At 73.6% G+C, this 22,348-nt stretch carries 20 protein-coding genes; 9 read left to right on the forward strand and 11 right to left on the reverse strand.

Translation table 11 applies throughout. The features are described 5' to 3' along the window. Positions 1 to 50 precede the first annotated feature (50 nt). Entirely contained in the window at positions 51 to 1,277 is a 1,227-nt protein-coding gene (locus tag AC27LF_RS31180) for an acyl-CoA dehydrogenase family protein (RefSeq protein ID WP_479660843.1), read from the forward strand. A gap of 345 nt (positions 1,278 to 1,622) precedes the next feature. On the opposite strand, the gene AC27LF_RS31185 is transcribed toward AC27LF_RS31180, so the two are convergent. The 8 genes from AC27LF_RS31185 to AC27LF_RS31220 form a co-directional block, all read right to left on the reverse strand. After that, positions 1,623 to 2,144, reverse strand: coding sequence for a cupin domain-containing protein (locus AC27LF_RS31185; RefSeq protein WP_479660842.1), 522 nt, complete (start codon positions 2,142 to 2,144; stop codon positions 1,623 to 1,625). Between the two features lie 7 nt (positions 2,145 to 2,151). Next, the gene (locus AC27LF_RS31190; protein ID WP_479660841.1) at positions 2,152 to 3,366 is read right to left on the reverse strand and encodes a cytochrome P450; all 1,215 of its coding nucleotides are present in this window, start codon (positions 3,364 to 3,366) and stop codon (positions 2,152 to 2,154) included. A gap of 8 nt (positions 3,367 to 3,374) precedes the next feature. Then, positions 3,375 to 4,427 (reverse strand): type III polyketide synthase, encoded by a 1,053-nt coding sequence (locus tag AC27LF_RS31195; RefSeq protein WP_479660840.1) that lies wholly within the window; start codon positions 4,425 to 4,427, stop codon positions 3,375 to 3,377. A 1,369-nt stretch (positions 4,428 to 5,796) separates the two neighbouring features. Further along, complete coding sequence (locus AC27LF_RS31200; protein ID WP_351733442.1) at positions 5,797 to 6,030, reverse strand: DUF6213 family protein; 234 nt, start codon at positions 6,028 to 6,030, stop codon at positions 5,797 to 5,799. Between the two features lie 25 nt (positions 6,031 to 6,055). Further along, complete coding sequence (locus tag AC27LF_RS31205) at positions 6,056 to 7,441, reverse strand: NADP-dependent succinic semialdehyde dehydrogenase (protein WP_479660839.1); 1,386 nt, start codon at positions 7,439 to 7,441, stop codon at positions 6,056 to 6,058. 103 nt (positions 7,442 to 7,544) lie between these two features. After that, a complete protein-coding gene (locus tag AC27LF_RS31210) occupies positions 7,545 to 8,015 on the reverse strand; it encodes an NUDIX hydrolase (RefSeq protein WP_479660838.1) in 471 nt (156 codons plus the stop codon). After that, positions 8,012 to 9,550, reverse strand: coding sequence for an ATP-dependent DNA ligase (locus AC27LF_RS31215; RefSeq protein ID WP_479660837.1), 1,539 nt, complete (start codon positions 9,548 to 9,550; stop codon positions 8,012 to 8,014). The genes AC27LF_RS31210 and AC27LF_RS31215 overlap by 4 nt, the downstream gene beginning before the upstream one ends. Before the next feature lie 29 nt (positions 9,551 to 9,579). Next, on the reverse strand, positions 9,580 to 10,554 hold the full coding sequence (locus AC27LF_RS31220) for an NAD(P)/FAD-dependent oxidoreductase (protein ID WP_479660836.1): 975 nt from the start codon (positions 10,552 to 10,554) through the stop codon (positions 9,580 to 9,582). Positions 10,555 to 10,632: 78 nt separating this feature from the next. Here AC27LF_RS31220 and AC27LF_RS31225 point away from each other — a divergent pair, with 78 nt between their 5' ends. From AC27LF_RS31225 to AC27LF_RS31240, 4 genes are all read left to right on the forward strand, one after another. Further along, positions 10,633 to 11,256 (forward strand): helix-turn-helix domain-containing protein, encoded by a 624-nt coding sequence (locus AC27LF_RS31225; RefSeq protein WP_479660835.1) that lies wholly within the window; start codon positions 10,633 to 10,635, stop codon positions 11,254 to 11,256. Positions 11,257 to 11,468: 212 nt separating this feature from the next. Further along, positions 11,469 to 12,446 (forward strand): NADPH:quinone oxidoreductase family protein, encoded by a 978-nt coding sequence (locus tag AC27LF_RS31230; protein WP_479660834.1) that lies wholly within the window; start codon positions 11,469 to 11,471, stop codon positions 12,444 to 12,446. A 226-nt stretch (positions 12,447 to 12,672) separates the two neighbouring features. Beyond that, entirely contained in the window at positions 12,673 to 13,536 is an 864-nt protein-coding gene (locus tag AC27LF_RS31235; protein WP_479660833.1) for a phosphatidylinositol-specific phospholipase C/glycerophosphodiester phosphodiesterase family protein, read from the forward strand. Between the two features lie 113 nt (positions 13,537 to 13,649). After that, a complete protein-coding gene (locus AC27LF_RS31240; RefSeq protein ID WP_404038644.1) occupies positions 13,650 to 13,844 on the forward strand; it encodes a hypothetical protein in 195 nt (64 codons plus the stop codon). A gap of 124 nt (positions 13,845 to 13,968) precedes the next feature. Here the strand turns inward: AC27LF_RS31240 and AC27LF_RS31245 are convergent, their stop codons facing one another. From AC27LF_RS31245 to AC27LF_RS31255, 3 genes are all read right to left on the reverse strand, one after another. After that, complete coding sequence (locus AC27LF_RS31245; RefSeq protein WP_479660832.1) at positions 13,969 to 14,328, reverse strand: DUF779 domain-containing protein; 360 nt, start codon at positions 14,326 to 14,328, stop codon at positions 13,969 to 13,971. 147 nt (positions 14,329 to 14,475) lie between these two features. After that, complete coding sequence (locus AC27LF_RS31250; RefSeq protein WP_479660831.1) at positions 14,476 to 14,823, reverse strand: VOC family protein; 348 nt, start codon at positions 14,821 to 14,823, stop codon at positions 14,476 to 14,478. Positions 14,824 to 14,871: 48 nt separating this feature from the next. Continuing rightward, positions 14,872 to 15,051 (reverse strand): hypothetical protein, encoded by a 180-nt coding sequence (locus AC27LF_RS31255; RefSeq protein ID WP_479660830.1) that lies wholly within the window; start codon positions 15,049 to 15,051, stop codon positions 14,872 to 14,874. Positions 15,052 to 15,467: 416 nt separating this feature from the next. Here AC27LF_RS31255 and AC27LF_RS31260 point away from each other — a divergent pair, with 416 nt between their 5' ends. The 4 genes from AC27LF_RS31260 (at position 15,468) to AC27LF_RS31275 (ending at position 22,281) form a co-directional block, all read left to right on the forward strand. Next, positions 15,468 to 17,939 carry a SpoIIE family protein phosphatase gene (locus tag AC27LF_RS31260; RefSeq protein WP_479660829.1) on the forward strand — a complete coding sequence of 824 codons (2,472 nt, stop codon included), beginning with the start codon at positions 15,468 to 15,470 and terminating at the stop codon, positions 17,937 to 17,939. Positions 17,940 to 18,274: 335 nt separating this feature from the next. Then, positions 18,275 to 19,204, forward strand: a complete 930-nt coding sequence (locus AC27LF_RS31265) for a hypothetical protein (RefSeq protein ID WP_487227818.1) — start codon at positions 18,275 to 18,277, stop codon at positions 19,202 to 19,204. 160 nt (positions 19,205 to 19,364) lie between these two features. Beyond that, on the forward strand, positions 19,365 to 20,162 hold the full coding sequence (locus AC27LF_RS31270; RefSeq protein WP_479661957.1) for an SAM-dependent methyltransferase: 798 nt from the start codon (positions 19,365 to 19,367) through the stop codon (positions 20,160 to 20,162). A 376-nt stretch (positions 20,163 to 20,538) separates the two neighbouring features. Continuing rightward, positions 20,539 to 22,281, forward strand: coding sequence for a sensor histidine kinase (locus AC27LF_RS31275; protein ID WP_479661958.1), 1,743 nt, complete (start codon positions 20,539 to 20,541; stop codon positions 22,279 to 22,281). The last annotated feature ends 67 nt before the right edge of the window (positions 22,282 to 22,348 follow it).

Consider the following 22,348-nt stretch of genomic DNA (forward strand, 5'->3'; position numbering starts at 1 on the left):
ACAGACTCCTGTTACCGCAAGTAACATGCACGTGCCGCGCTGGAGGGGACATGGCCGAGTTCACCATGGAGCTCAACGACGAACAGAAGGAGGTCAAGGAGTGGCTGCACGGCTTCGCCGCCGACGTCATCCGCCCCGCGGCCGCCGAATGGGACGAGCGTGAGGAGACTCCCTGGCCGGTCATCCAGGAGGCGGCCAAGGTCGGCATCTACTCCCTGGACTTCTACGCCCAGCAGTACTTCGACCCCACCGGACTCGGCATCCCGATGGCCATGGAGGAACTGTTCTGGGGCGACGCGGGCATCGCCCTGTCCATCGTCGGCACCGGCCTCGCCGCCGTGGGCGTCCTCGCCAACGGCACCGAGGAGCAGATCGGCACCTGGATCCCGCAGATGTACGGCGACGCGACCGACGTCAAGGTCGCGGCCTTCTGCTCCTCCGAGCCCGACGCAGGCTCCGACGTGGCCTCGATGCGCACACGTGCCGTGTACGACGAGGCCAAGGACGAGTGGGTGCTCAACGGCACGAAGACCTGGGCGACCAACGGCGGCATCGCGAACGTCCACGTCGTCGTCGCCCAGGTGGACCCGGAGCTGGGTTCCAAGGGGCACGCCTCGTTCATCGTGCCGCCCGGAACCCGGGGGCTCACCCAGGGACAGAAGTTCAAGAAGCACGGCATCCGCGCCTCGCACACCGCCGAGGTCGTCCTGGACGACGTGCGCGTGCCCGGCTCGTGCCTGCTCGGCGGCAAGGAGAAGCTGGACCAGCGGCTGGCCCGGGCCAGGGAGCGGGCGCACACGGACGGCGAGCGGGTGAAGAACGCGGCGATGGCCACGTTCGAGGCGTCCCGCCCGGCGGTCGGCGCGATGGCCGTGGGCACGGCCCGGGCCGCGTACGAGGTGGCCCTCGACTACGCCAGGACGCGGGAGCAGTTCGGCCGGCCGATCATCGACAACCAGGGGATCGCCTTCCAGCTCGCGGACATGCGCACCCGGATCGACGCGGCCCGGCTGCTGGTGTGGCGGGCGTCCTGGATGGCCGTCAACGGCAGGCCGTTCACCGCGGCCGAGGGCTCGATGTCCAAGCTGTTCGCCAGCGAGACCGCGAAGCAGGTCACCGCCCAGGCGATCCAGATCCTCGGCGGCAACGGATACACCCGCGAGTACCCGGTGGAGCGGATGCACAGGGACTCCGCCATCTACACCATCTTCGAAGGCACCAGCGAGATCCAGCGCCTGGTGATAGCCCGCACCCTCTCAGGCATCCCGATCCGCTGACGCCAAAGGGCGCCGACAACGGCACCACGGCGGCCCCCGCGACCGTCCTTGCCCGACGGGGCAGTTGGTGTGGGCGATGTCTCCGCCGCGCCGAGCACGTGGTTCGGCTGCCCTGACGGGTGGGGACCGGGACCGCGTGTCCGGGCGCATCCCCGAGCCGGCACGCCTCACCGGCGGCGGCCCGCACGGCGGCCCTCGGTGAGCTCATGCGACGGGCATCCGATCGCCCGACGGCTGGGGCCGCCGCCGGGGCCGGTGGTTCCGCTCACACCACTCCCGACGGACCCCGCCCGGGCGCCCGGCGTCCCGTAGCGGGTCGTGGCGGCTCCCGGGCGGGGCCCGTGGTCACGTGTGGCGTAGCGGGGTCAGTTGTTCGATGTCGTAGCGCTTGCGCAGCGCCTCGATCGCGTCGTGGTCCGGCGGACCCCCGTCGCCCAGGATCTCCAGCAACTCCTCGAAGTACCGCTCGTGATCGGGCGGCGGAGACGCCTGGAAGAACATCTTCGCGGGGTTGTCCGTCGGGTTGGCGAAGGCGTGCGGGCAGCCCGGCGGCACCACGATGACGGTGCCGGGCGTCGCCCGCACCACCTTGTTGCCGGAAAGCGACTCCCACTTGCGCCAGCTGTCGGGCGTGCGGACCCGCGGTTCGAAGGCCAGCACGTCCAGTTCGCCCTCCAGCACGTAGAACAGCTCCTCGCTGCGCGTGTGCACATGGGCGCCGACGTCGAACCCGGGCGGGACCTCCACCTCGAAGGTGGAGGCCGTCCGCGAGTGCGTGCCGGTCACCTTGAACGTCACCCGCTGGGCCGGCGCCTGGACGATGCGCCCGTGTCCCGGCGGTACGAGCAGCCCCTCCGTCGCGGTCATCGTCACCTCACCACGTCACGGGCAGCGTCTCGGGGCCGCGGACCACCGCGCCGCCGCGGAACGGAACCTCGTCCGGCGGCACCGCGAGCCGCATCCCCGGCACCCGCTCCAGCAGGGTGTCCAGCAGGAGTTCCGACTCCAGCCGGGCCAGCATGCCGCCGGGGCAGTGGTGCGGGCCGAAGCCGAACGCCACATGGTCGTCGGGGTCGCGGTCGAAGTCGACGGCCCCCGGGTCGGGGAAGACGTCCGGGTCGCGGTTGGCGGCCTGGTACGACACATGGACCGGGTCGCCGGCCCGGATCCGTACGCCGGAGACCTCGACGTCCTCCAGGGCGATCCGGGGCAGCCCGACCGCGTTGCGAAGCGGGGCGCACCGCAGCAGCTCATCGACGGCCCGGGGCCTGATCTCCGGCTCGGCACGCAGCCGTTCGAGCAGATCGGGACGGGTCATCAGCAGGTGGAACATCCGCCCGCTGTGGTGGGTGACCGCCTCGCCGCCGATCTGCAGGAGGACGGCAAGACCGACTGCCTCGTCCAGCGACACCTCGCCGCGGCCCACGGCGCCGCCGAGCAGCGAGGCGACGTCCTCGGACGCACTGTCCAGGCGCACCCCGATGAGATCCGCGAAGTACCCGTACATCTCGTCCTCGGCCCGCTCGCCGTCCTGCTCGCCCCGCGCACAGGACAGGATCTGCCGCGTCCAGGTGTGCATGTCCTGCCGGTCGGCGCCGGGAACGCCCATCAGCTCGCAGATCACCGCGATGGGGAACGGACCGAGGACCGTCGCGGTCAGATCGGCCGGCGGGCCCGCCCTGAGCAGGTCGTCGACCAACTCGTCCAGCAGGGCACGGGCCTTGTCGCGCACCCGCCGCACGCCCGTCGCGGTGAACGCGGCGGCCACCGAGCGGCGCAGCCGGGTGTGGCCGGGCGGGTCGCGGAAGGCGACCGCGCCACGGGAGGGGACGACATGCGGGGCCGGCCGGGTGCCCTGCTGGTCCATGACCGCCTCGCGGCCGAACCGGGGGTCGTCGGCCACCGCCCGCACGTCCTCGTACCGGGTGACCAGCCAGGCCCAGCCCGCGCAGCCCGGCAGCCGGATCCGGGTGACCGGACCCTCCCGCATCAGCTCGTCGAGCACCGGGTCGAGGGCGGCCCCGGCCGGCTCGGGCGCCGTCCGGTTCCGTACCGTCGGCACGGACCCGGCGAGTGTCTCTTCCGCCATGTCGTCGCTCAGCCCCTCTGCACCCAGCTGCCCACGGTCATCTCGGCGGTGATGCCGGGCCCGAAGCCGGCGAGCAGCCCGCGCGCACCGTCCTCGGCGCCGCCCTCGTCGAAGAGCCGGCGCAACGCGTCCAGCACCACGGCGCTGGCGATGTTGCCGTACTCGGTCAGCGTGGACCGGCTGAACCGGAACGCGTGCGGCTCGACCTTCAGGAACTTGCTGAGGTCGTCGAGTATTCGGGGTCCGCCCGCGTGGATGACGTAGAAGTCCAGTGCGGACGCGTCCCAGCCGTGGGTGCCCGCGAGGTCCTGGAGCGCCGGGGCCAGCGGTTCCATCGTGGTGGGGACCCGCTTGTCCAGCAGGAAGTGGAAGCCCGTCGCACGGACGTCGTAGGCGATCCAGTCCTCGGTCTTCGGGATCAGATAGGACCCGTTGCGCTGGAGCTGTACGCCGGTGCCGCCCTGACCGCGCACCACGGCCGCGGCGATGCCGTCGCCGAACAGGCCGTTGGAGAGCAGCGAGCCGACGCCCAGGTCGGTGGGCTGGTAGCACAGCGAGCAGAACTCGCAGGCCACGATGAGGACGTTGGCCTCGGGGTAGGCCGTGCAGTAGTCGTGGGCCCGGTTGATGGCCGCACCGCCGGCCGCGCAGCCCAGCTGGGCGATCGGCAGCTGACGGGTGGTGCTCGGGAAGTCCATCTCGTTGATCAGCCACGCGGTCAGCGACGGCATCATGAAGCCGGTGCACGACACGTAGACGATGACATCGATGTCAGACGTCAGGAGTTCGGCGTCGTCGAGCGCCCGCTGGATCACCGCGGGGACCCGGGCCTTCGCCTCCGCCTCGTAGACCTTGTTGCGTTCCTCGAAACCCGGGTGCTTCAGAGTCTCCTCGATGGGCTGCACGATGTGCCGGGTGCGTACGCCCGTGTTCTCGATCAGTCGGAGGGCCAGTGGCAGCTGCGGATGGTCCGCGTGACGCGTACGCGCCAGTTCCAGTGTCTCCTCCATCGTGATCACGTTCTCTGGTACGGACACCGAGGGTCTGCACAAAGTCGCCATGAGCCGTCCCTGCTTTCGCCGTCCGGGGGTCTTCGCCCACCGGTGAGAAGGTGGTGCACTCAGGTTCGCCCGACGGGGCGACGATCTCGCGCCGGGTTACTCCGAACCGGGGACAACGGGTCGGGGACGGGCCTCGGCCCACGGCGCCCCGGCGGGGGACGCGATGCCGCCAACAGCCAAGGAAACACTGGCCTCCACGGCCCTCAGGCCGGTCACCGACCCGGGGGCGAATCGGCTCCTCCCGATGATCGCGGAGCGTGGCGCCGGCCGGGTCGCGCTCGGGCCGGCCGGACCTGGAGCGGCGGTGGGCGGTGGCCGCGGACCGGCGCACTGTTACGTAGCCGGCCCAACGGGGCGCCGACCGCCCGAAGTCGACCCCCGTTCTTCACCCTGCCGGCCGCATGCGAGGAGATGCCGCCCGCGTCCGCCGCGCGAACGAGGACCGGCCCGCCGGCCCCGCCGCCGGTCCCGTCCGGCTCGCGCCGCCTGCCTCACCCGCCGACGCCCAACCCACCGAGGCATGCCCGGCCGCGTGCCGCGCCGTGCCGGGGCAGATCGCATACCCCCGCTGGAGGGCGGTGCCGCACAGGAACTGGTAATGCGCGTCGGCGAGTTGGCGGCCGGCGCGGACGACGAGCCGCCCGCCGTCCGGTCGCGGCGAGCACCAACTGCCCGACGCGGAGCGGGTTTCACCCCCGCACCGCGGATCTGCCGCGCCGTCACCAGGGCCCGCCGGACAGACCCGCGCCCACTTCACGTTCTCCGCGCGACCGTTCCCGGGACCGGACCCGCGGGCGACCGCATCCGCGCAGGCGGCCCCCGGACACCGGCCGCCTCGACAAGGGTCGCGTCCCCCTCAACGGCAGCTGTGCCGGCCGCAGGAAGGGCGTCGCGGAGCGCGCCGTTCGGTCGGCCGCGAGGGGACGCGGGCAGCCGTGCGCGGTCCCGAACGGCTGCCGCCGACGCGGAGCGTTCAGGCTGCGGTCGGCTGCTGCCGTGGGGCATGCAAGCCGGGTCGACGCGGTCGGCCGGGTGGGCGGGTGCGGTCGCCCGCGGGTCCTTCGTGTCCTGGTCACCGGTCAAGCCCGTCGTGCCCGCAGCCCGTGCCGCCCTGTACCGATGCGGGGCGCGCGCACGTGCGCGCGGGCCGGTCTCGGCGCAAGTGCCCCGGACGAGATCCCCGAGCAGCGCCCGGACCGGCCCGGCGGGGGCGGCCGTCCGGCCACCCCGCACGGCGCCCGGCCCGCGATGCCCGGCGCGCCGTACAGGTCGGCCCGACTGCCGGACGGCGGTCCGGAGGGGGACCGCGGGAGCCGGTCTCCGGCGTACGCGGTCCTGTTCCGGACGCCACCGGCACGCGGTGTCCGGGCTATGGGGGGCCGCTGCTGTGGGCGATGCAGGCCACGTCGATGCGGTCGGCCAGCTTCGCGAGTTCGATGGTCAGGGCGGCCACCGTGTCCTCGTCCAGACCGTCCTGCCCGGCCTCGACGAGTCGCAGCCACCGGCCGCCCACCGTGCGGAGCAGCTTGCTCACGTCGGCCGCGGCCACCTGAAGGGCACCGCGGTCGTCGACGATCAGAGGCAGGGTCACTTCGCGGTTCACAGATCGGATCGTAGCCCCGGAAACGTCACGGACCCTGCCATACCGTGGTGATGTTGCAGAACTCGCGGATCCCGTGCCCGGACAGCTCACGCCCGTACCCGGACCGCTTGACCCCGCCGAAGGGGAACGCCGGATGGGAGGCGGTCATCCCGTTCACGTACACGCTGCCCGCCTCCAGGTCCGCCACGAACCGCTCGGTCTCGGCCTCGTCCCGCGTCCACACGTTCGAACTGAGCCCGAACGGCGAGTCGTTGGCGATCAGCACCGCCTCGTCGAGGTCGTCGGCCCGGTAGAGCGTGGCGACCGGCCCGAACGCCTCCTCGCGGTGGATGCGCATCTCGCGGGTGATCCCGGCGAGCACGGTCGGCAGGTAGTACCAGCCGGGCCCCTCCGGGCGGTGGCCGCCGCACAGCACCCGCGCCCCGCCGCGCCGTGCGTCCTCCACCAGCTCCTCCAGATCGGCTCGCCCCCGCTCGGTGGACAGCGGGCCGACGTCCGTGTCCTGCGACATCGGATCGCCGACCGTCAGCGCCCGCATCCCGGCGACGAACCGTTCGGCGAAGGCGTCGTAGACGTCGGTGTGCACGATGAACCGCTTGGCGGCGATGCACGACTGCCCGTTGTTCTGCACCCGTGCGGTCACCGCGACCTGAGCGGCCCGGTCCAGGTCGGCGGACGGCATGACGACGTACGGATCGCTGCCGCCCAGCTCCAGCACCGTCTTCTTCACCATCTCCCCGGCGACGGAGGCGACCGCCCGGCCCGCGGGTTCGCTGCCGGTCAGCGTGGCGGCCCTGACCCGCTCGTCGCGCAGCACGCCGGCGACGGCCCCGGAACCGATGAGCAGGGTCTGGAAGCAGCCCTCGGGGAAGCCAGCCCGGTGGAAGAGGTCTTCCAGGTAGAGGGCGGTCTGCGGCACGTTGGAGGCGTGCTTGAGCAGACCCACGTTGCCCGCCATCAGGGCCGGGGCGGCGAACCGGATCACCTGCCACAGCGGGAAATTCCACGGCATCACCGCGAGCACCGGCCCGAGCGGCCGGTAGCGCACCCGCACCCGTGACGCGCCCGAGTCCCGCGCGTCGGAGTCGGCGGGTTCCTCGTCGGCCAGCAGTTCCTCGGCGTGCCCGGCGTACCAGCGCATCGCCTTGGCGCACTTCGCGGCCTCCGCGCGGGCCTGCCCGAGCGGCTTGCCCATCTCGGTGGTCATGGTCCGCGCGATGTCCTCGGTGTCCTCGTCCAGGAGGCGCGCGGCCCGCAGCAGCAGCCGTCCGCGGTCCGCGAAGCCACTCGACCGGTAGGTGCGGAACGTGGCCTCGGCGAGCTGGAGCCGGCGCTCGATCTCCTCCTCGCCCATGGCCTCGTACGTCTTGAGCGTCTCGCCGTTCGCCGGGTTCACCGTCGCGATGGGCATGGCCGACCTCCCTCCGAGCGGTCTGTGCTACGACCTTCCCGCGCGGCGCGGGGCTCCGCAAGGCGTGCGGGTCATGGCGCTCCGCCGCCCCGCGGGGCGGCGCTCACCGGCCCGCCGCGTGCTCGGCCAGCCGGTCGAGGAACGCGGCCTGCGCCCGCACGATCAACTGCCCGGCCCGGTCGAGCCCGAACCAGGCCACCCGGTCCAGCTCCGGGAACTCCTGGGTCCGCCCGGAGCGCGGCGGCCACTGCATCCGGAAGGTCCCGGGCACCACGTCCGCGGGGTCCAGGTCCCCCTCCACCGCCCACGCCGTGACGACCTTGCCGCCCGCCTGTCTGACCTCGCCGAGCGGTACGGCCGCACCGTCCGGCGGCGGCAGGCCCAGCTCCTCCCGGAACTCGCGCCGGGCCGCGTCCCAGGCGCTCTCGTCATCCCCGTACTCGCCCTTCGGCACGGTCCACGCCCCGGCGTCCCTGCGGGCGAAGAACGGGCCGCCCATGTGGCCGAGCAGCACCTGAAGACCGTCCTCGGCGTGCCGGAACAGGAACAGGCCCGCGCTGCGCCGCCCGGTCACGGCCGTACCTCGGGGTGCGCGGCGAGCAGCGACGCGACGGTGTCGGCCTGCTCCGGACGCTTGTCCTCGCGGTAGCGGATCACCCGGGCGAAGCGCAGGGTGACGCCGGCCGGATAGCGGGAGGACCGCTGCAGGCCGTCGTAGGCGATCTCGACGACGAGTTCGGGGCGTACGGTGACCACCCAGCCGTCGTCCGCGACGGCCAGCTCCCGCAGCCGCTCGGTCTGCCAGGTGAGCATCGCGTCGGTCATGCCCTTGAACGTCTTGCCGAGCATGGCGAAACCGCCGTCCGGGCCGCGCGCGCCCAGGTGCAGGTTGGAGAGCTTGCCGGTGCGGCGGCCGTGTCCCCATTCGGCGGCCAGGACCACCAGGTCCAGGGTGTGCACGGGCTTGACCTTCAGCCAGGACGCCCCGCGCCGGCCCGCGCTGTAGGGCGCGTCCAGCGCCTTCACCACGACGCCCTCGTGGCCGCGTTCCAGGGTCTCGGCGAGGAACCGCTCCGCCTCCCGGACGTCCCCTGGGCCGGCCACCAGGGCCCGGCGCACCCGCATCGGCTCGGGCACCAGCCGGGCCAGCTCGGCGTGCCGCTCGGCGAACGGCAGGTCCAGCAGGTCGCGGTCGCCGACCGCGAGGGCGTCGAAGAACACCGGCGAGACGGGGACCTCCCGGGCGGCCCGTGCCACATCCACCCGGGAGCCGACCCGCCCGGCCGTCTCCTGGAACGACCGGGGCCGGCCCGCCGGGTCGAAGGAGATCACCTCGCCGTCCAGGATGAACCGTTCACCCATCAGCTCCAGGGCGGCGGCCGTCACCTCGGGCAGCCGGTCGGTGATGTCGTCCAGCGTGCGGGTGTGGACGCGCACCGAGTCGCCGTCCCGGTGCAGCTGGATGCGGATGCCGTCGAGCTTCTCCTCGACCGCGCAGGCACCCAGCTTCTCCACGGCCTCCGCGACCGAGGCGGCGGTCCGCGCCAGCATCGGCTGCACCGGGCGGCCGACGATGAGCCGGAACCGGTCAAGGGCGCCGGGGCCGTCCGCGAGCAGCGCCGCGGCGACCGCCTGGAGCGACCCGGCGAGCATCACCGCCCGCCGGACCTCCGCCGGGTCCGCCCCGGTCGCCTGCGCCAGGCCCTCCACGGCGACGGCGTCCAGGGCGCCCTGGCGCACCTCGCCGGTGAGCAGCCCGAGCAGGAAACGCTGTTCGTCCTCGGTGGCCGCGCCGAACAGCGCGCCGACCAGCCGGGCGCGCTCCGCCTGCGAGCCGGGTCCTGCGAGCTTGCCCAGCTCGGTGAGGCGGGCGTCCACCTCGCGCACCGTGAGGGACGGCTCCGCGGCCGGCGGCACGCGCCGGCCGAGCACCTTCCAGCCGACGCCGAGCCGGCCCTGCGGCAGCCGGCCCGCCAGATACGGGATGACGATCGGCACGTCGTCCGGCTCCGCGTCCCGGAACAGTTCGGCGAGCAGGGCGGTCTTCCGGGACCGGGCCGCGGTGGCCGCGACCTCCCGGGACACGAGGGCGAGCCGGGCCAGCAGCATGCAGCCATGGTGCAACGCGGCAGCCGGGACTACACCCCGACGGCCGCGTCCAGATCGGCGAAGAGCAGTTCCCCGTTGATCGCCGCGCCCGCCCGGTAGCCGCGGCTCGCCGCGTTCACCACCTGCTCGGCGAAGCCGCTCGCGTTGCCCGCCGCCCACAGGCCCGGCACGCTCGTCAGGCCCCGCTCGTCGACCACGGGGAAGGTGCCGAAGGGCGTCTCGCGCATCTCGGCGCCCAGCCGCACCAGCAGATCGGTCTGCGGCACCGCCCGCGGCGCCACGAACAGCACCTCGCGCTCGTGGACCGTGCCTTCCCCGGCCCCGGCCAGCCGCACCCCGGTCAGCCGGTCGTCGGTGACCGCGAGGCCCGCGACCTCGCCCGGGACCACCCGTACCCCGGCCGCCGCCAGTCTGCGCAGATCCTCGTCGGACAGCTCGTCCTCGGCGACCCGGTGCAGGAAGAAGGTCACGTCCTTCGACCACTGGGTCACCATCAGCGCCTGGTGGACGCTCAGCGGGGAGGTGGCGAGCACGCCGAACGCCCGGTCGCGCACCTCCCAGCCGTGGCAGTACGGGCAGTGCAGCACGTCCCGGCCGAACCGCTCGGCCAGCCCGTCGACCGGCGGCAGCTCGTCGTGCAGCCCGGTCGCCACGACCAGGTGCCGGGCGCGCACCGTCCCGCCGCCGGCCAGCGTCACGCCGAAGCCGTCGTCGCGGGTCACGTCCACCGCGCGGTCCCGGACCAGCTCCACGCCGTAACGCGCGATCTCCGCGCGGCCCGCGGCCAGGAACTCGGCGGGCGGCATGCCGTCGCGGGTCAGATAGCCCTGCATGTGCGCGGCGGGCGCGTTGCGCGGCTCACCCGCGTCGACGACCAGTGTGCGGCGCCTGGCGCGCCCCAGGACCAGCGCCGCGGACAGCCCGGCCGCCCCGCCTCCGACGACGATCGCCTCGTAGGTCCCGGTCTCGTCAGTCCGCTGGGCCTTCTCGGTCTTCTCGGTCATGGTTGACCACCTCCACGGAGACAGTCGCCCGCACGCTGCCGTATTGACAAACGCGTTTGCCGAAACTGCAATGGACGCATGACGGACGCGAACGACCGTGACATGGACCGCGTGGACGACACGGATGACGTGCTCGCCGAGGTCGGGCCGCGCCTGCGGCGCATCCGCAAGGAGCGCGGCGCCACGCTCGCCGGGCTCTCGGCGGCGACCGGTATCTCGGTGAGCACGCTCTCGCGCCTGGAGGCGGGCCTGCGCAAGCCATCCCTTGAGTTGCTGCTGCCGATCGCGCGGGCGCACCGGGTGGCGCTGGACGAACTGGTGGGCGCACCGCCGGTCGGCGACCCGCGGGTGCCCGCGGCCAGGCCCATCGAGCGGTACGGGCGCACGCACTGGCCGCTGAGCCGTCAGCCCGGCGGGCTCCAGGCGTTCAAGGTGCTCGAACCGCAGCGCAGCCAGCAGCCCCATCCGCGCACCCATGAGGGCTACGAGTGGCTGTACGTGCTCTCCGGTCGGCTGCGGCTGGTGCTCGGCGAGCACGACGTGGTGCTCACGGCGGGGGAGGCGGCGGAGTTCGACACCCGGGTCCCGCACTGGTTCGGGTCGACGGGGGAGGGGCCGGTGGAGTTCCTGAGCCTCTTCGGGCCGCAGGGCGAGCGGATGCATGTGCGGGCGCGGCCGACGCGGCGCGCCGAGGACGACTGACGGCGGTCGACCGGGCTGACGGCGGCCGAGTGCGACCGACGGCCGACCACGGCTGCCGGTGGCCGGCCGTGGCCGGCGGTGGCCGAGCGTGACTGGCCGTGGCTGACCGTGGCCGGCCGGTGTCGGCTTGGGCGGCTGTTCCCAGGGTGGCAAGCGACCGCTTAGTATGCGGGTTGAGTCCGGTCAGGCGACACCGTCCGTGGAGGCCCCGCATGCAGGCATGGCACGTGCACGAGATCGGCGAACCGAGCGAGGTGATGCGGCTGACCGAGACGGAGCGGCCCACGCCCGGCGCCGGCCAGGTCCTGCTGCGGGTGCGCGCCGCGGGCGTCAACTTCCCTGACGCGCTGATGTGCCGCGGCCAGTACCAGGTCCGCCCGCCGCTGCCGTTCACCCCGGGAGTGGAGATCTGCGGCGAGACCGCGGACGGCCGCCGGGTGATCGCCACCCCCGCGCTGCCGCACGGCGGCTTCGCCGAGTACGCCGTCGCCGACGCCGCCGCCCTGCTGCCCGCGCCCGCCGCACTGGACGACGCCGAGGCCGCCGCGCTGCACATCGGCTACCAGACGGGCTGGTTCGGCCTGCACCGGCGGGCCCGCCTGGAGGCCGGCGAGACGCTGCTCGTGCACGCCGCCGCGGGCGGGGTCGGCAGCGCGGCCGTCCACCTGGGCAAGGCGGCCGGGGCCACCGTCATCGGCGTCGTGGGCGGCGCCGACAAGGCCGCAGTCGCCCGGGAACTGGGCTGTGACACCGTCATCGACCGGCACACGGAGGATGTCGTCGCCGCGGTCAAGCAGGCCACCGGCGGCCGGGGCGCCGACGTGGTGTACGACCCGGTCGGCGGCGACGCGTACGCCCAGTCCGCGAAGTCCGTCGCCTTCGAGGGCCGCATCGTCGTCGTCGGCTTCGCGAGCGGCACCGTCCCGAGCCCGGCGCTCAACCACGCCCTGGTGAAGAACTACTCGGTTCTCGGCCTGCACTGGGGCCTGTACCGCACCAAGGACCCCGAGCTGGTCCGGCACTGCCATGAACGGCTCACCGACCTGGCCGCGCGAGGTGCCATCCGGCCGCTGGTCAGCGCCCGGGTACCGCTGGAGGAGGCCGCGGCAGCCGTCCAACGCGTCGCCGCCGGCGCAACGACCGGCCGGGTGACCGTGGTACCGGGGCCGGAACACGGGGGCGTCGCCTGACAGGTGCCGGGTGGCTGCGCCGCCGTACCGGCCCGGCGTCGGGGAACCGCCTTGCCCTACCCGGGTGTTGCCGATGGCGTGACAGCGGGGGCGGGCCGGGGGCGCAGCCGGGTGAAGTGAACGGGCGGCGGCGGTCCGGCCAACTCCCCGCACGTACCGGTCACTCGGGCCGCGACGGCACGCATACTCCCTTCGGTCCCACCCGGCCCCACCAGGGAGGCAGAGCATGGCCCTCACCACCCGTCGCAGAGCCCTCACGACCCTCGGCGCCGCCCTCGCGGGCGCGGTCGCCCTGCCCGCCGCTCAGGCGTGGGCGGGCGACGCCTCGCGCGGCCCGCGCCCGCTGTGGCACGCCCACGCCCACAACGACTACGAGCACCCGCGTCCCCTCTTCGACGCCCTCGACCACCGCTTCGGCAGCGTCGAGGCCGACATCTTCCTCGTCGGCGACCAGCTCCTCATCGGCCACGACGTGACCGACCTCGACCCGTCCCGCACCCTCGAATCCCTCTACCTCGACCCGCTCGCCGCCCGCGTGCGGGCGGGCCACGGCGCGGTGTACCGCGGCGCGCGCAGGCCCCTGCAACTGCTCATCGACATCAAGACCGAGGGCTCCTCGACCTACCTCGAACTCGACCGTCATCTGCGGCGCTACAAGCACCTGTTCACCACCTACGCGCACGGCCGGGTGCACCCGGGGCCGGTCACCGCGGTGATCTCCGGCGACCGTGCCGCCCGTACGCCGATGGCCGCCCAGAGCGAGCGCCGCGCGTTCTACGACGGCCGGCTGACCGACCTCGGCAGCTCGGCACCGGCCTCCTTCATCCCGCTGATCAGCGACAACTGGACGCTCAACTTCAGCTGGCTGGGCGAGGGCACCTTCCCGGCCGCCGAACGGCAGAAGCTGCGCGGCATCGTGGGGGCGGCACACGCGCGCGGGCAGCAGGTCCGCTTCTGGGCCACCCCGGACGCGGCGGGCCCGGCCCGGGACGCGCTGTGGGCCGAACTGCTCGCCGCCGGCGTCGACTACCTCAACACCGACGACCTCGCGGGCCTCGAAGCGTTCCTTGACGCACACGCCGCGGCGTAGCGGCACCGCGAACACCACTCGATCGGGGGGCACGTCAGCCGCCCGGACGAACCCTCCGCTACGCCACACTTGCGGCCGAACGCCGCGAACTGGCGTGGCGGAGGAGGTTCGCGATGGCCGTTTCCATCTCTGTGGTGCTGCTGCTCCTGATCCTGGCCGTGGTCTTCCTGCGCAACGGCGCGCTGAAGATCTCCCACGCCCTGGTCTGTGTGCTGCTCGGTTTCTATCTGGCGAGCACGAGCATGGCCCCGACCATCCAGAGCGGGCTCACCGCGACCGCGGACCTGGTGAGCGGCCTGCGGCCGTGACCCGCCGAGCGCGAAGCGGCTTGCGGTTCGACAGCGCGCCCCGAAGGGGCGCGGGGAACTGCGCGACCAGCCACGACGGTGCCGCAGACGACCGACGGCACATCGCGGCCCATCCCGCGGAGCGCTACGCGTCGACCACTCGCGAACGGGTGAGGAACCGCACGCCCTCGGGGGCCTCCAGGGAGAAGCCGCTGCCCCGTCCGGGCACCACGTCCACGATCAGCCGGGTGTGGCTCCACCCCTCGTACTGGCTGCGCGACATCCAGAACGTGACCGGCTCGTCGACGCCCTCGACCTCCAGCTCGGCCAGCAGCACATCCGAACCGCCGGTGCGGAACTCGCCGTCCGGGTAGCACATGGGGGCGCTGCCGTCGCAGCAGCCGCCGGACTGGTGGAACATCAGCGGGCCGTGCGCGGCGCGCAACCGGCGGACCAGGTCGGCGGCCTGCGGGGTGAGTTCGACGCGCGGAGTTTCCTGATACATGATCACCGTCCTGGTCGAGGGCTGTGCGGCCTCCAGTCTCACGGCTCGTCAGGGCGCCGTCCACCGTGCCGAGTTGCCCGGTACGGCCGAACTCGGGTGCGGCACCGTCGCCCGGGCGGGCACGCTGCGGTTCGCGCCCGCGGGTCCTCAGCGGTGGCTGAGGACATTGATCACCCGCCCGTCGGGGTCCCGTACGAAGAAGCGGCGCACGCCCCACTCCTCGTCGGTGAGCGGATGCACGATCTCGGCGCCCTTCTCCCGCAGCGCGGCGTGGGCCGCGTCGACGTCGTCGACCTCGATGCTCACGTCCGGCACCACCGGCGCGGTCCGGTCCTCGGTCAGCAGGCCCAGCTGTGCCGTCGGGTTCCCGGGGGAGGCGAGCGTGACGATCCAGCCCAGGTCCATGACCACCCTGAGGCCGAGGGCCTCGTAGAAGTCGGCGCTCTCGCGCGGCGCGGCCGACCGGGCATTGGGCACGACACGGCGAACGTTCATCTGGCGGCTCCGTCCATCGTCCGACGACCGGGTGCGGGCCCGACGAGCCTAGTCCTTCGTGTGCTCCATGACGGCGATCGTGCCCTGGGCCACCGCGCACAGCCGCTCGGTGCCGTCGGCCGCGAGCGTGAAGAGGCCACAGCGGCGGACGGCGAGGGTGCGGCCGCCTTCTGCGCAGCGCGCCGCGCACCGGCTGCGGACCACCGCCGACCGGCGCCCGCTGGACACCGCGGAGATCACCACGGCGCGGCCGGGCGCGCTGTCGGCGGTGCGCGACCGGCCGGGCCTCAGCCAGGGGCGACCTCGCCCGCACCCTCGGTCTGCGCGAGCCCGCGGTCACCGTGCCGGCCCGCCGGCTCACCGCCGCCGGGCTGCCGGCGAAGGCGCCGCACCCGCCAGGGCATCGCGCCGTCGTCCTCGAACCGACCACGGCGGCCGACACCGCGCTGGACACCGCCCGGCCCGAGTCCGACCGTTTCGGCGCCGAACTGCGCGCTCTTGTGTGGGGTGGGGCCTGGTCACGGTCCGCCACCACGTCATTCCGCTCCGCGCCCGGACGTTCGGTGTCCGGGGGCCCCGGTGGCTCGGGCCGTGCACATCCGGCGGCCAAGCAGGACCATATTGTCGTGTAGAGGATGGGATAGATGGCATCTGGGCGAAATGGATCCGAAGCGCCTCCGACCGCCGGGCCGCGCGATCCGCTCGACGCGTCCAACGACGCGGTGGCGGTGATCTCCGCACGGGGCACCGTCGTCGGATGGACCAGCGGTGCCGAGGCGCTGCTCGGCTATGGCGCACCGGAGGTCGTCGGCCGCTCCGGCGCCCGGCTGCTGGCGCTGGCCGGGGATCCCCTGCGGCTCGCGGGCATCGTGGAGCGGTGCCGCGACGGCGTGGGCTGGAGCGGCCTGATCCCGCTGCGGCACCGGGACGGCCACCGCGTCGAGGTCGACCTGCGGGTGTCGGCGGCGTTCCTGATCGGCGGGGAGGAGTGCTTCCTGGTCTCGGCCCGGGAGCAGCTGCCGCAGTGGACGATGGGCCAGTCCGTACTCGACGGGTTCCTGACCCGTTCCCCGGTCGGCATGGCCGTGATGGATCCCCAGCTGCGCTACCTCTGGCTCAACGACACCCTGGAGCGGTTCGGCGGGGTGCCCCGGGAGCAGCGGCTCGGCAAGCGGCTGAGCGAGCTGCTGCCCGGCCTTCAGGCGGAGACGCTGGAAGGACTGATGCGCAAGGTGATGGTGACCGGAATCCCGGTCATCGACTACGAGTACGAGGGCTGGAGCTGGGCCGATCCGCACCGCCAGCACGCCTACTCCTCGTCGTTCTTCCCGCTGGTCGACGCCGCGGGCTCGCTCACCGGCGTCTGCTACATGGTTCTGGACATCACCGAGCGCTGGCACGCGCGCCGCCTCCTGTCCATGGTCAACGAGGCCGGGAGCAGCGTCGGCAGGACCCTCGACGTGATGCGGACCGCGCAGGAACTGGCGGACTTCGCCGTGCCGCGCTTCGCCGACTTCGTCGTCGTGGACCTGCTGGAGCCGGTGCTGAGCACACAGGGCCACGGGACGTGGCTGTCCGACGCCGGACCGGCCACCGCGCGGCCGGTGATGCGCCGGGCCGGCATGAGCTCGGCGCGGGACGGCTGCCCGGAGGCGGTCGCGCAGATCGGCGACCGGGTGGACTTCATCCCCCCGCCGCACGACCTGAACCTGCTCGTGGAGGGCGACCCGATCTTCACCCCCGTCCTCGACGCCGACGACCCGCTGTGGGTGTCCGAGGAGCCCGTCCGCGCGGCCCGGATGCGCGAGTACGGACTGCACTCCATGATCGCCGTGCCGATGCGGGCCCGGAACACCGTCCTGGGCCTCGCCACGTTCATGCGCTCGCTCAACCCGGTCTCCTTCCACCCGGACGACGTCCTGCTGGCCCGGGAGCTGGTCGCGCGGGCCGCGCTGTGCGTCGACAACGCCCGCCGCTACAGCCGCGAGCACACGGCGGCGGTCACGCTCCAGCGCAGCCTGCTGCCGCACGTCCTGACCGGCGGCACGGCCATGGAGGTGGCCTCCTCCTATCTGCCGGCCAACGCGACCGGCGGGGTCGGCGGCGACTGGTTCGACGTGATCCCGCTCTCCGGTGCCCGGGTGGGGCTCGTCGTCGGCGACGTCGTCGGGCACGGCATCGCCGCCGCCGCGACCATGGGCCGGCTGCGCACCGCCGTGCAGACCCTCGCCGACATGGAGATGCCGCCCGACGAGCTGCTGGCCCATCTGGACGACCTCGTGCTGCGGCTGAGCGAGGAGGAGCCCGACGACGAGGCGTCCCACCAGACCGTGACCACGTTCCTCGGGGCGACCTGCCTGTACGCCGTCTACGACCCGGTGACCCGGCGGTGCGCGATGGCCCGCGCGGGCCATCCGCCGCCGGTGGTGGTCACCCCCGACGGCCAGGTCTCCTTCCCCGAGCTGCCCGCCGGGCCGCCGCTCGGACTGGGCGGGGTGGCCTTCGAGGCCACCGAGATCGAACTGGCCGAGGGCAGCCTGCTCGGCCTGTACACCGACGGCCTGGTCGAGGGGATCGACCGCGACATGGGCGTGGGCATGGCCCGGCTCGGCCAGTTGCTGGCCCGGCCGGACCTCGACCTCGACACCCTGTGCCGCGGCGCCGCGCAGCAACTGGTGCCCACGCCGCAACTCGACGACATCGCGCTGCTGCTGGCGCGCACCCACGGCCTGGGCGCCGACCGGGTCGCCTCCTGGGAGGTGCCGCTCGACCCGGCGGCCGTCGCCGACCTGCGCACCCGGGCGACCCGGCAGGTGGCGCGGTGGGGCTGCCCGGAACTTGCCATGACCACCGAACTCATCGTCAGCGAGCTGGTCACCAACGCGATCCGCTACGGCTCGCCGCCGGTGCGGGTGCGGCTGATCCGTGACTCCCGGCTGACCTGCGAGGTCGCCGACGCCAGCAGCACCGCCCCACGGTTGCGGCACGCCCGCAGCATGGACGAGGGCGGCCGCGGCCTGTTCCTCGTGGCCCAGCTGGCCCATCGCTGGGGCGCCCGGTACGTGGCCGACGGGAAGATCATCTGGGCCGAGCAGGAGATTCCGCCGCCCTACTGAGACCTCCTGGCGCATGGCGAACTCGTGAAGGATTGACGGGAGTTGTGAAAGGTGACAAGAATTCAGCTACTTCGCTGTGACTGAAGTGAGCGAAGGGGTGCGAGTGGTCCGGCCCGATCCGGTCCGGCCCGCCCGGCTGTCGCCGACGTATCCGAAGTGTCCGACATATTCGATGTATCTGATGTATTCCGTGTGTCCGTCGTGTGCCCCGTCTCCATCGGTGCCCGTCGGCGTCTATCGGGGTTTGTCGGGGGTCCGTCGGCCGCGTCGGTCGGCGCCGGTGTGCCTGCCTCGCGCCCGCCACCTCCCACACATCACTGACGCAGAGGCTCATCTTGTCGCGTTCGTATCGCCCCAGAACCGTCGCCGCTCTCGCCGCAACCGCCGTCGTCGCCGCCGTTCCCGTGCTCGGGACGGCGGGCGCGGCGAGCGCCACGACGGGCGCCGGCTGCCAGTCCGCCACGGTCCAGTACCGCATAGTCGGCGCCGACGGAAACGCCGTCGGCGCCGACTGGACCTCGCAGGGCGGCTTCCACCAGTGGGACACCGTCCCCGGAACCGTCGAGGTCCGGCTGGCCCCGGGCCAGTCCGTGGCCGAGGGCTGCGCGTACCCCGTCTCCCTGGCCGAATACACCACCGAGGGCCCCGACTGGGAGACGTCGGGCCGGCAGACCCTGGTCGACAAGGCCACCGTCCACCTGACCGCAGCGGACGTGGCGGGCTCGGACGACGCGCGGCGGACCTGGCAGCGGCTCACCGTCAAGTCGCCCGACTGCTACGGCCAGATCGACCTGTACGGCGACGACGTCACCTACGACGGCGGCACGGGCGAGGGCCACGGCCCGGCGCCGTACCGGCCCGGCAACGTCGCCACCCCCTATCACCTCATCGCGGCGTGGAACGGCGGCGACAAGGCGTGCGCCCCGTCCGCGCCCGACTCGCCCACCCCGACCCCCTCGGAGCCGACCCCGACCCCGACGGCCCCCGCGACGCCCGCCACCCCCGCGGACAGCACGCCGCCCGCCGGCACCACCAGCGCGCCGACCACTCCCAAGCCGGCCAAGACGCCCCCCACCAGCGCGGACGTCCCGCCCCTGCAGTCGGCCCCGCCCGCCACCCCCGAGCCGTCGCCCCACGACAGCGCGCCGCCGCTGGCGGAGACGGGTTCGGGTGCCCCGGTCGGCCCGATCGCCGGCGCCGCGGCTCTCGTCGTCGCCCTCGGCGCCGGGGCGCTCGCCGTGGCACGGCGCTCGCGCCGCTCGTGACCCGGGCAGGCCGAGAGCCCGGCGCCCCGCGCGCCAGAAGCGGCCGTGCGGGGTGTGTGAACCGCCAACTGCCGCCGGGCAGAGTGAAGTTGATGTGAAAGGCTGTGATGGCCGGCCGCGGGCAAGGGGGTCGCGGCGGTCACCGAGAGGAGAGCGCAGCGTGCGACAGGACGGCTTCCGCGCCGAGGAGATCGACACCAGCAGGCCGCACCCCGCCCGGATCTACGACTATCTGCTGGGCGGCAAGGACAACTACCCGGTGGACCGCGACGCGGGCGACGCGCTCGCCGCCGCGGCGCCCGAGGTGCGCATCGGCGTCCAGGCCAACCGCGCCTTCCTGCGCCGGGCCGTCCGGTACGTCGTCGGCGGCGGCGTCCGCCAGATCCTCGACATCGGCACCGGACTGCCCACCTCGCCCAACGTGCACGAGACGGCGGCCGAACTGGCCCCGGACGTACGGGTCGTGTACGTCGACAACGACCCGATCGTGCACACGCACGCCGGCGCGCTGCTCGGCGGCTCCGGCGGGCGGGGCATCGTGCTCGGGGACCTGCGCGACCCGCGGGCCCTCGTGGACCACCCCGGCGTCCGCCGGGTCATCGACTTCGACGAGCCCGTCGCCGTGCTCCTGGTGGCCGTCCTGCACTTCCTCACCGACGCGGAGAAGCCGGGAGAGGTCGTCGCCACCCTGCGCGACGCGCTCCCGGCAGGCAGCTACCTGGTGCTCTCGCACGCCACGGGCGACTTCGCCGACCGCAGCGCCGCCCAGGCCGTCTACAGCAGGGCCACCGCGACCCTGAACCTGCGCTCGCACGCCGCGGTCGAGCGGTTCTTCGACGGCTTCGAACTCGTCGAACCCGGTCTCGCCCAGGTCCCGTTCTGGCGCCCCGACGCCCCGCCGCCGGACGGCTCCGCCGCGATCGGCTTCTACGGCGGCGTGGCCCGCAAGGCGGCCTGAACGCTCGGCGCACGCCATCTCGCCAACCGTAATCGGCTGAAAATCGTCGCCCCTTGGGCCGGTCAACGACGGCGTGGTCGGTCCACGTCCCGTGGGACGCCAAGTAACCCCTGTGAAAGACGGGGCCTTTGGGACATTGCGCCGCCGGTACCGATCAAAAATCCTTACCACGCACTTCCGTTCGGGTGGCCAAATTCCGACGAAGTTGGCTCCTGGGCGGACTGTGCAACTTGTCCGGTATCCGCGGTCGGCGGGATGGCTAGCATGAGCCGGGTGCCGTCCGGACGGACCCGCTGCCCGTGGGAGCCGTTCCGACCTGCGGTCGATGCGTGCCGATCGACCTTGCCCTGCTCTCAAGGACCAGAGGGACCGCGGAATGTCAGTGCCTGCTCCCACCAGCCAGCCCCGGACCACCAAGGCGTCCCGCGCCGCACGGGCCGTCCCCCCGGCCGTGCTGCTGGTGACCGCCGCGGCGGCCGGCGGCGTCTCGGCGGCGGCCCCCGATGCCGCCCGCGGCTGGACGCTGGCGGTGGCCGGGGCCTCCTGGCTCTGTCTGTCCTGCTCCGTCCTGGTCGGCTCCCGCCTCTCGCGGCGCGCCCGCCGCACCGCCGACCAGCAGGCGGCGCAGATCGGCACCCTCAACGCCCAACTGGCCCAGCAGCACGCGGCATCCCTGCACGTGGCGAACGTCGCCCTGCCGGCCGTGGCGAAGCAACTCCTGGACGGGGCGGGCGCCGACGAGGCGCTGGCGGGCGCCGCCTCCGTCGCCGAACCCGAACTGCGGCGCATCACACACACCTTCGCCACCCTCATGGAGGACGCCGTACGGCAGGCCGCCGCGGTCCGCTCCGAGCACCACGAGGCCCAGCGCGAGACGGCGCGGGCGACGGCGGAGCTGGAGCAGCTGACGCAGCGGACGCTGCCCGCCGCCGTCGCCCGGCTGCGCGAGGGCGCCTCGGCCGATGTCGTGCTGGCCGAACTCGACTGGCCCAGCCTGCCGTTGCTGCGCACACCCGCGGAGCTGTTCGTACGCGAGATGGCCCTCAGCGAGCGGCGCGCCGCCGCCGCACAGGCCGCCTCGGCCAAGGCACTCAGCCGCGTCCAGGCCAAGGCCGTCAGCATGCTCGCCGACCTGCGCGAGATGCAGGAACGGCACGGGGAAGAGGTCTTCGGCGACCTGCTGCGCCTCGACCACGGCACCTCCCAGCTCGGCCTCATGACCGACCGGCTGGCCCTGCTCATGGGCGGGCGCTCCAGCCGCGCCTGGAACAAGCCCATCGTGATGGAGAGCATCCTGCGCGGCGCGGTCGGCCGGATCGCCGCCTACCAGCGGGTCAGGATGCACTGCTCGACCCAGGCCGCGATCTCCGGCTACGCGGCCGAGGGCGTCATGCATCTGCTCGCCGAACTGATGGACAACGCCGCCAACTTCTCGCCACCCATCGACGAGGTCCACGTCTATGTGGAGGAACGTACCGCCGGAATCGTCGTGACCATCGAGGACAGCGGACTGAAGATGGCCGACGCCGCGATGCGGCACGCCGAGAAGGCGGTGGCGGGGCAGGCGACCGACCTCGCCTCGCTCCAGGGCACCCGACTCGGCCTGGCCGTGGTCGGCCGGCTCGCCGCCAAGTACCGCATCAGCGTCAACTTCCGGCCCTCCTCGCGCGGCGGCACCGGCGTCGTCGTCCTGCTGCCGCCCCAACTGCTCGCCCAGCAGCGCGAGCCCGCCCCCGGCACGTCCGAGCCCCGCGCGGAAGCGGTGATCCCCACCCCCGGACCCGCCCCCGCCGTGGAGAACGACCTGTTCGGCACGGACCGCCCGGACACCCCGCGCGCGACCGAACCGGAGCCGCCCCTGCAACGCCCGGCCGGCTCCACCCCCAACGGGCTGCCGGTGCGCGCCCCCGGCCGGACCATGGCCGAGGCCGAACTCGAACGACAGCAGCGCAAGGCGGCCGACGACGCCCCCGCGCGCGACGAAACCCGGCCGGGCGCCCGCGGGGCGGCCCGCGACGCCGGCGCGCAGTTCGGCGCCTTCCACCGCGGACGCCGGGCCGGCGCGGGCGGCGGCGCCCCCTCCGGCGCCGCGGAGTCCGAGCCGCCCGTCCCGGAGTAGCACCACGGCGCCTTCCGTACGGCGCCCAGAGCCCTGGCATCCCTGCCCCCATGTTCGCGAGATTGGA

Source organism: Streptomyces diversicolor (assembly GCF_057537855.1).

Excerpts from the sequence above, each read along its gene's own strand:
- AC27LF_RS31240 (WP_404038644.1), top strand. The coding sequence starts at position 13,650 with ATGGCCGTTTCCATCTCTGTGGTGCTGCTGCTCCTGATCCTGGCCGTG.
- AC27LF_RS31230 (WP_479660834.1), top strand. The coding sequence starts at position 11,469 with ATGCAGGCATGGCACGTGCACGAGATCGGCGAACCGAGCGAGGTGATG.
- AC27LF_RS31205 (WP_479660839.1), bottom strand. The coding sequence starts at position 7,441 with ATGCCCATCGCGACGGTGAACCCGGCGAACGGCGAGACGCTCAAGACG.
- AC27LF_RS31245 (WP_479660832.1), bottom strand. The coding sequence starts at position 14,328 with ATGTATCAGGAAACTCCGCGCGTCGAACTCACCCCGCAGGCCGCCGAC.
- AC27LF_RS31195 (WP_479660840.1), bottom strand. The coding sequence starts at position 4,427 with ATGGCGACTTTGTGCAGACCCTCGGTGTCCGTACCAGAGAACGTGATC.
- AC27LF_RS31235 (WP_479660833.1), top strand. The coding sequence starts at position 12,673 with ATGGCCCTCACCACCCGTCGCAGAGCCCTCACGACCCTCGGCGCCGCC.
- AC27LF_RS31215 (WP_479660837.1), bottom strand. The coding sequence starts at position 9,550 with ATGCTGCTGGCCCGGCTCGCCCTCGTGTCCCGGGAGGTCGCGGCCACC.
- AC27LF_RS31185 (WP_479660842.1), bottom strand. The coding sequence starts at position 2,144 with ATGACCGCGACGGAGGGGCTGCTCGTACCGCCGGGACACGGGCGCATC.
- AC27LF_RS31190 (WP_479660841.1), bottom strand. The coding sequence starts at position 3,366 with ATGGCGGAAGAGACACTCGCCGGGTCCGTGCCGACGGTACGGAACCGG.
- AC27LF_RS31250 (WP_479660831.1), bottom strand. The coding sequence starts at position 14,823 with ATGAACGTTCGCCGTGTCGTGCCCAATGCCCGGTCGGCCGCGCCGCGC.
- AC27LF_RS31220 (WP_479660836.1), bottom strand. The coding sequence starts at position 10,554 with ATGACCGAGAAGACCGAGAAGGCCCAGCGGACTGACGAGACCGGGACC.
- AC27LF_RS31275 (WP_479661958.1), top strand. The coding sequence starts at position 20,539 with ATGTCAGTGCCTGCTCCCACCAGCCAGCCCCGGACCACCAAGGCGTCC.
- AC27LF_RS31225 (WP_479660835.1), top strand. The coding sequence starts at position 10,633 with ATGACGGACGCGAACGACCGTGACATGGACCGCGTGGACGACACGGAT.
- AC27LF_RS31180 (WP_479660843.1), top strand. The coding sequence starts at position 51 with ATGGCCGAGTTCACCATGGAGCTCAACGACGAACAGAAGGAGGTCAAG.
- AC27LF_RS31260 (WP_479660829.1), top strand. The coding sequence starts at position 15,468 with ATGGCATCTGGGCGAAATGGATCCGAAGCGCCTCCGACCGCCGGGCCG.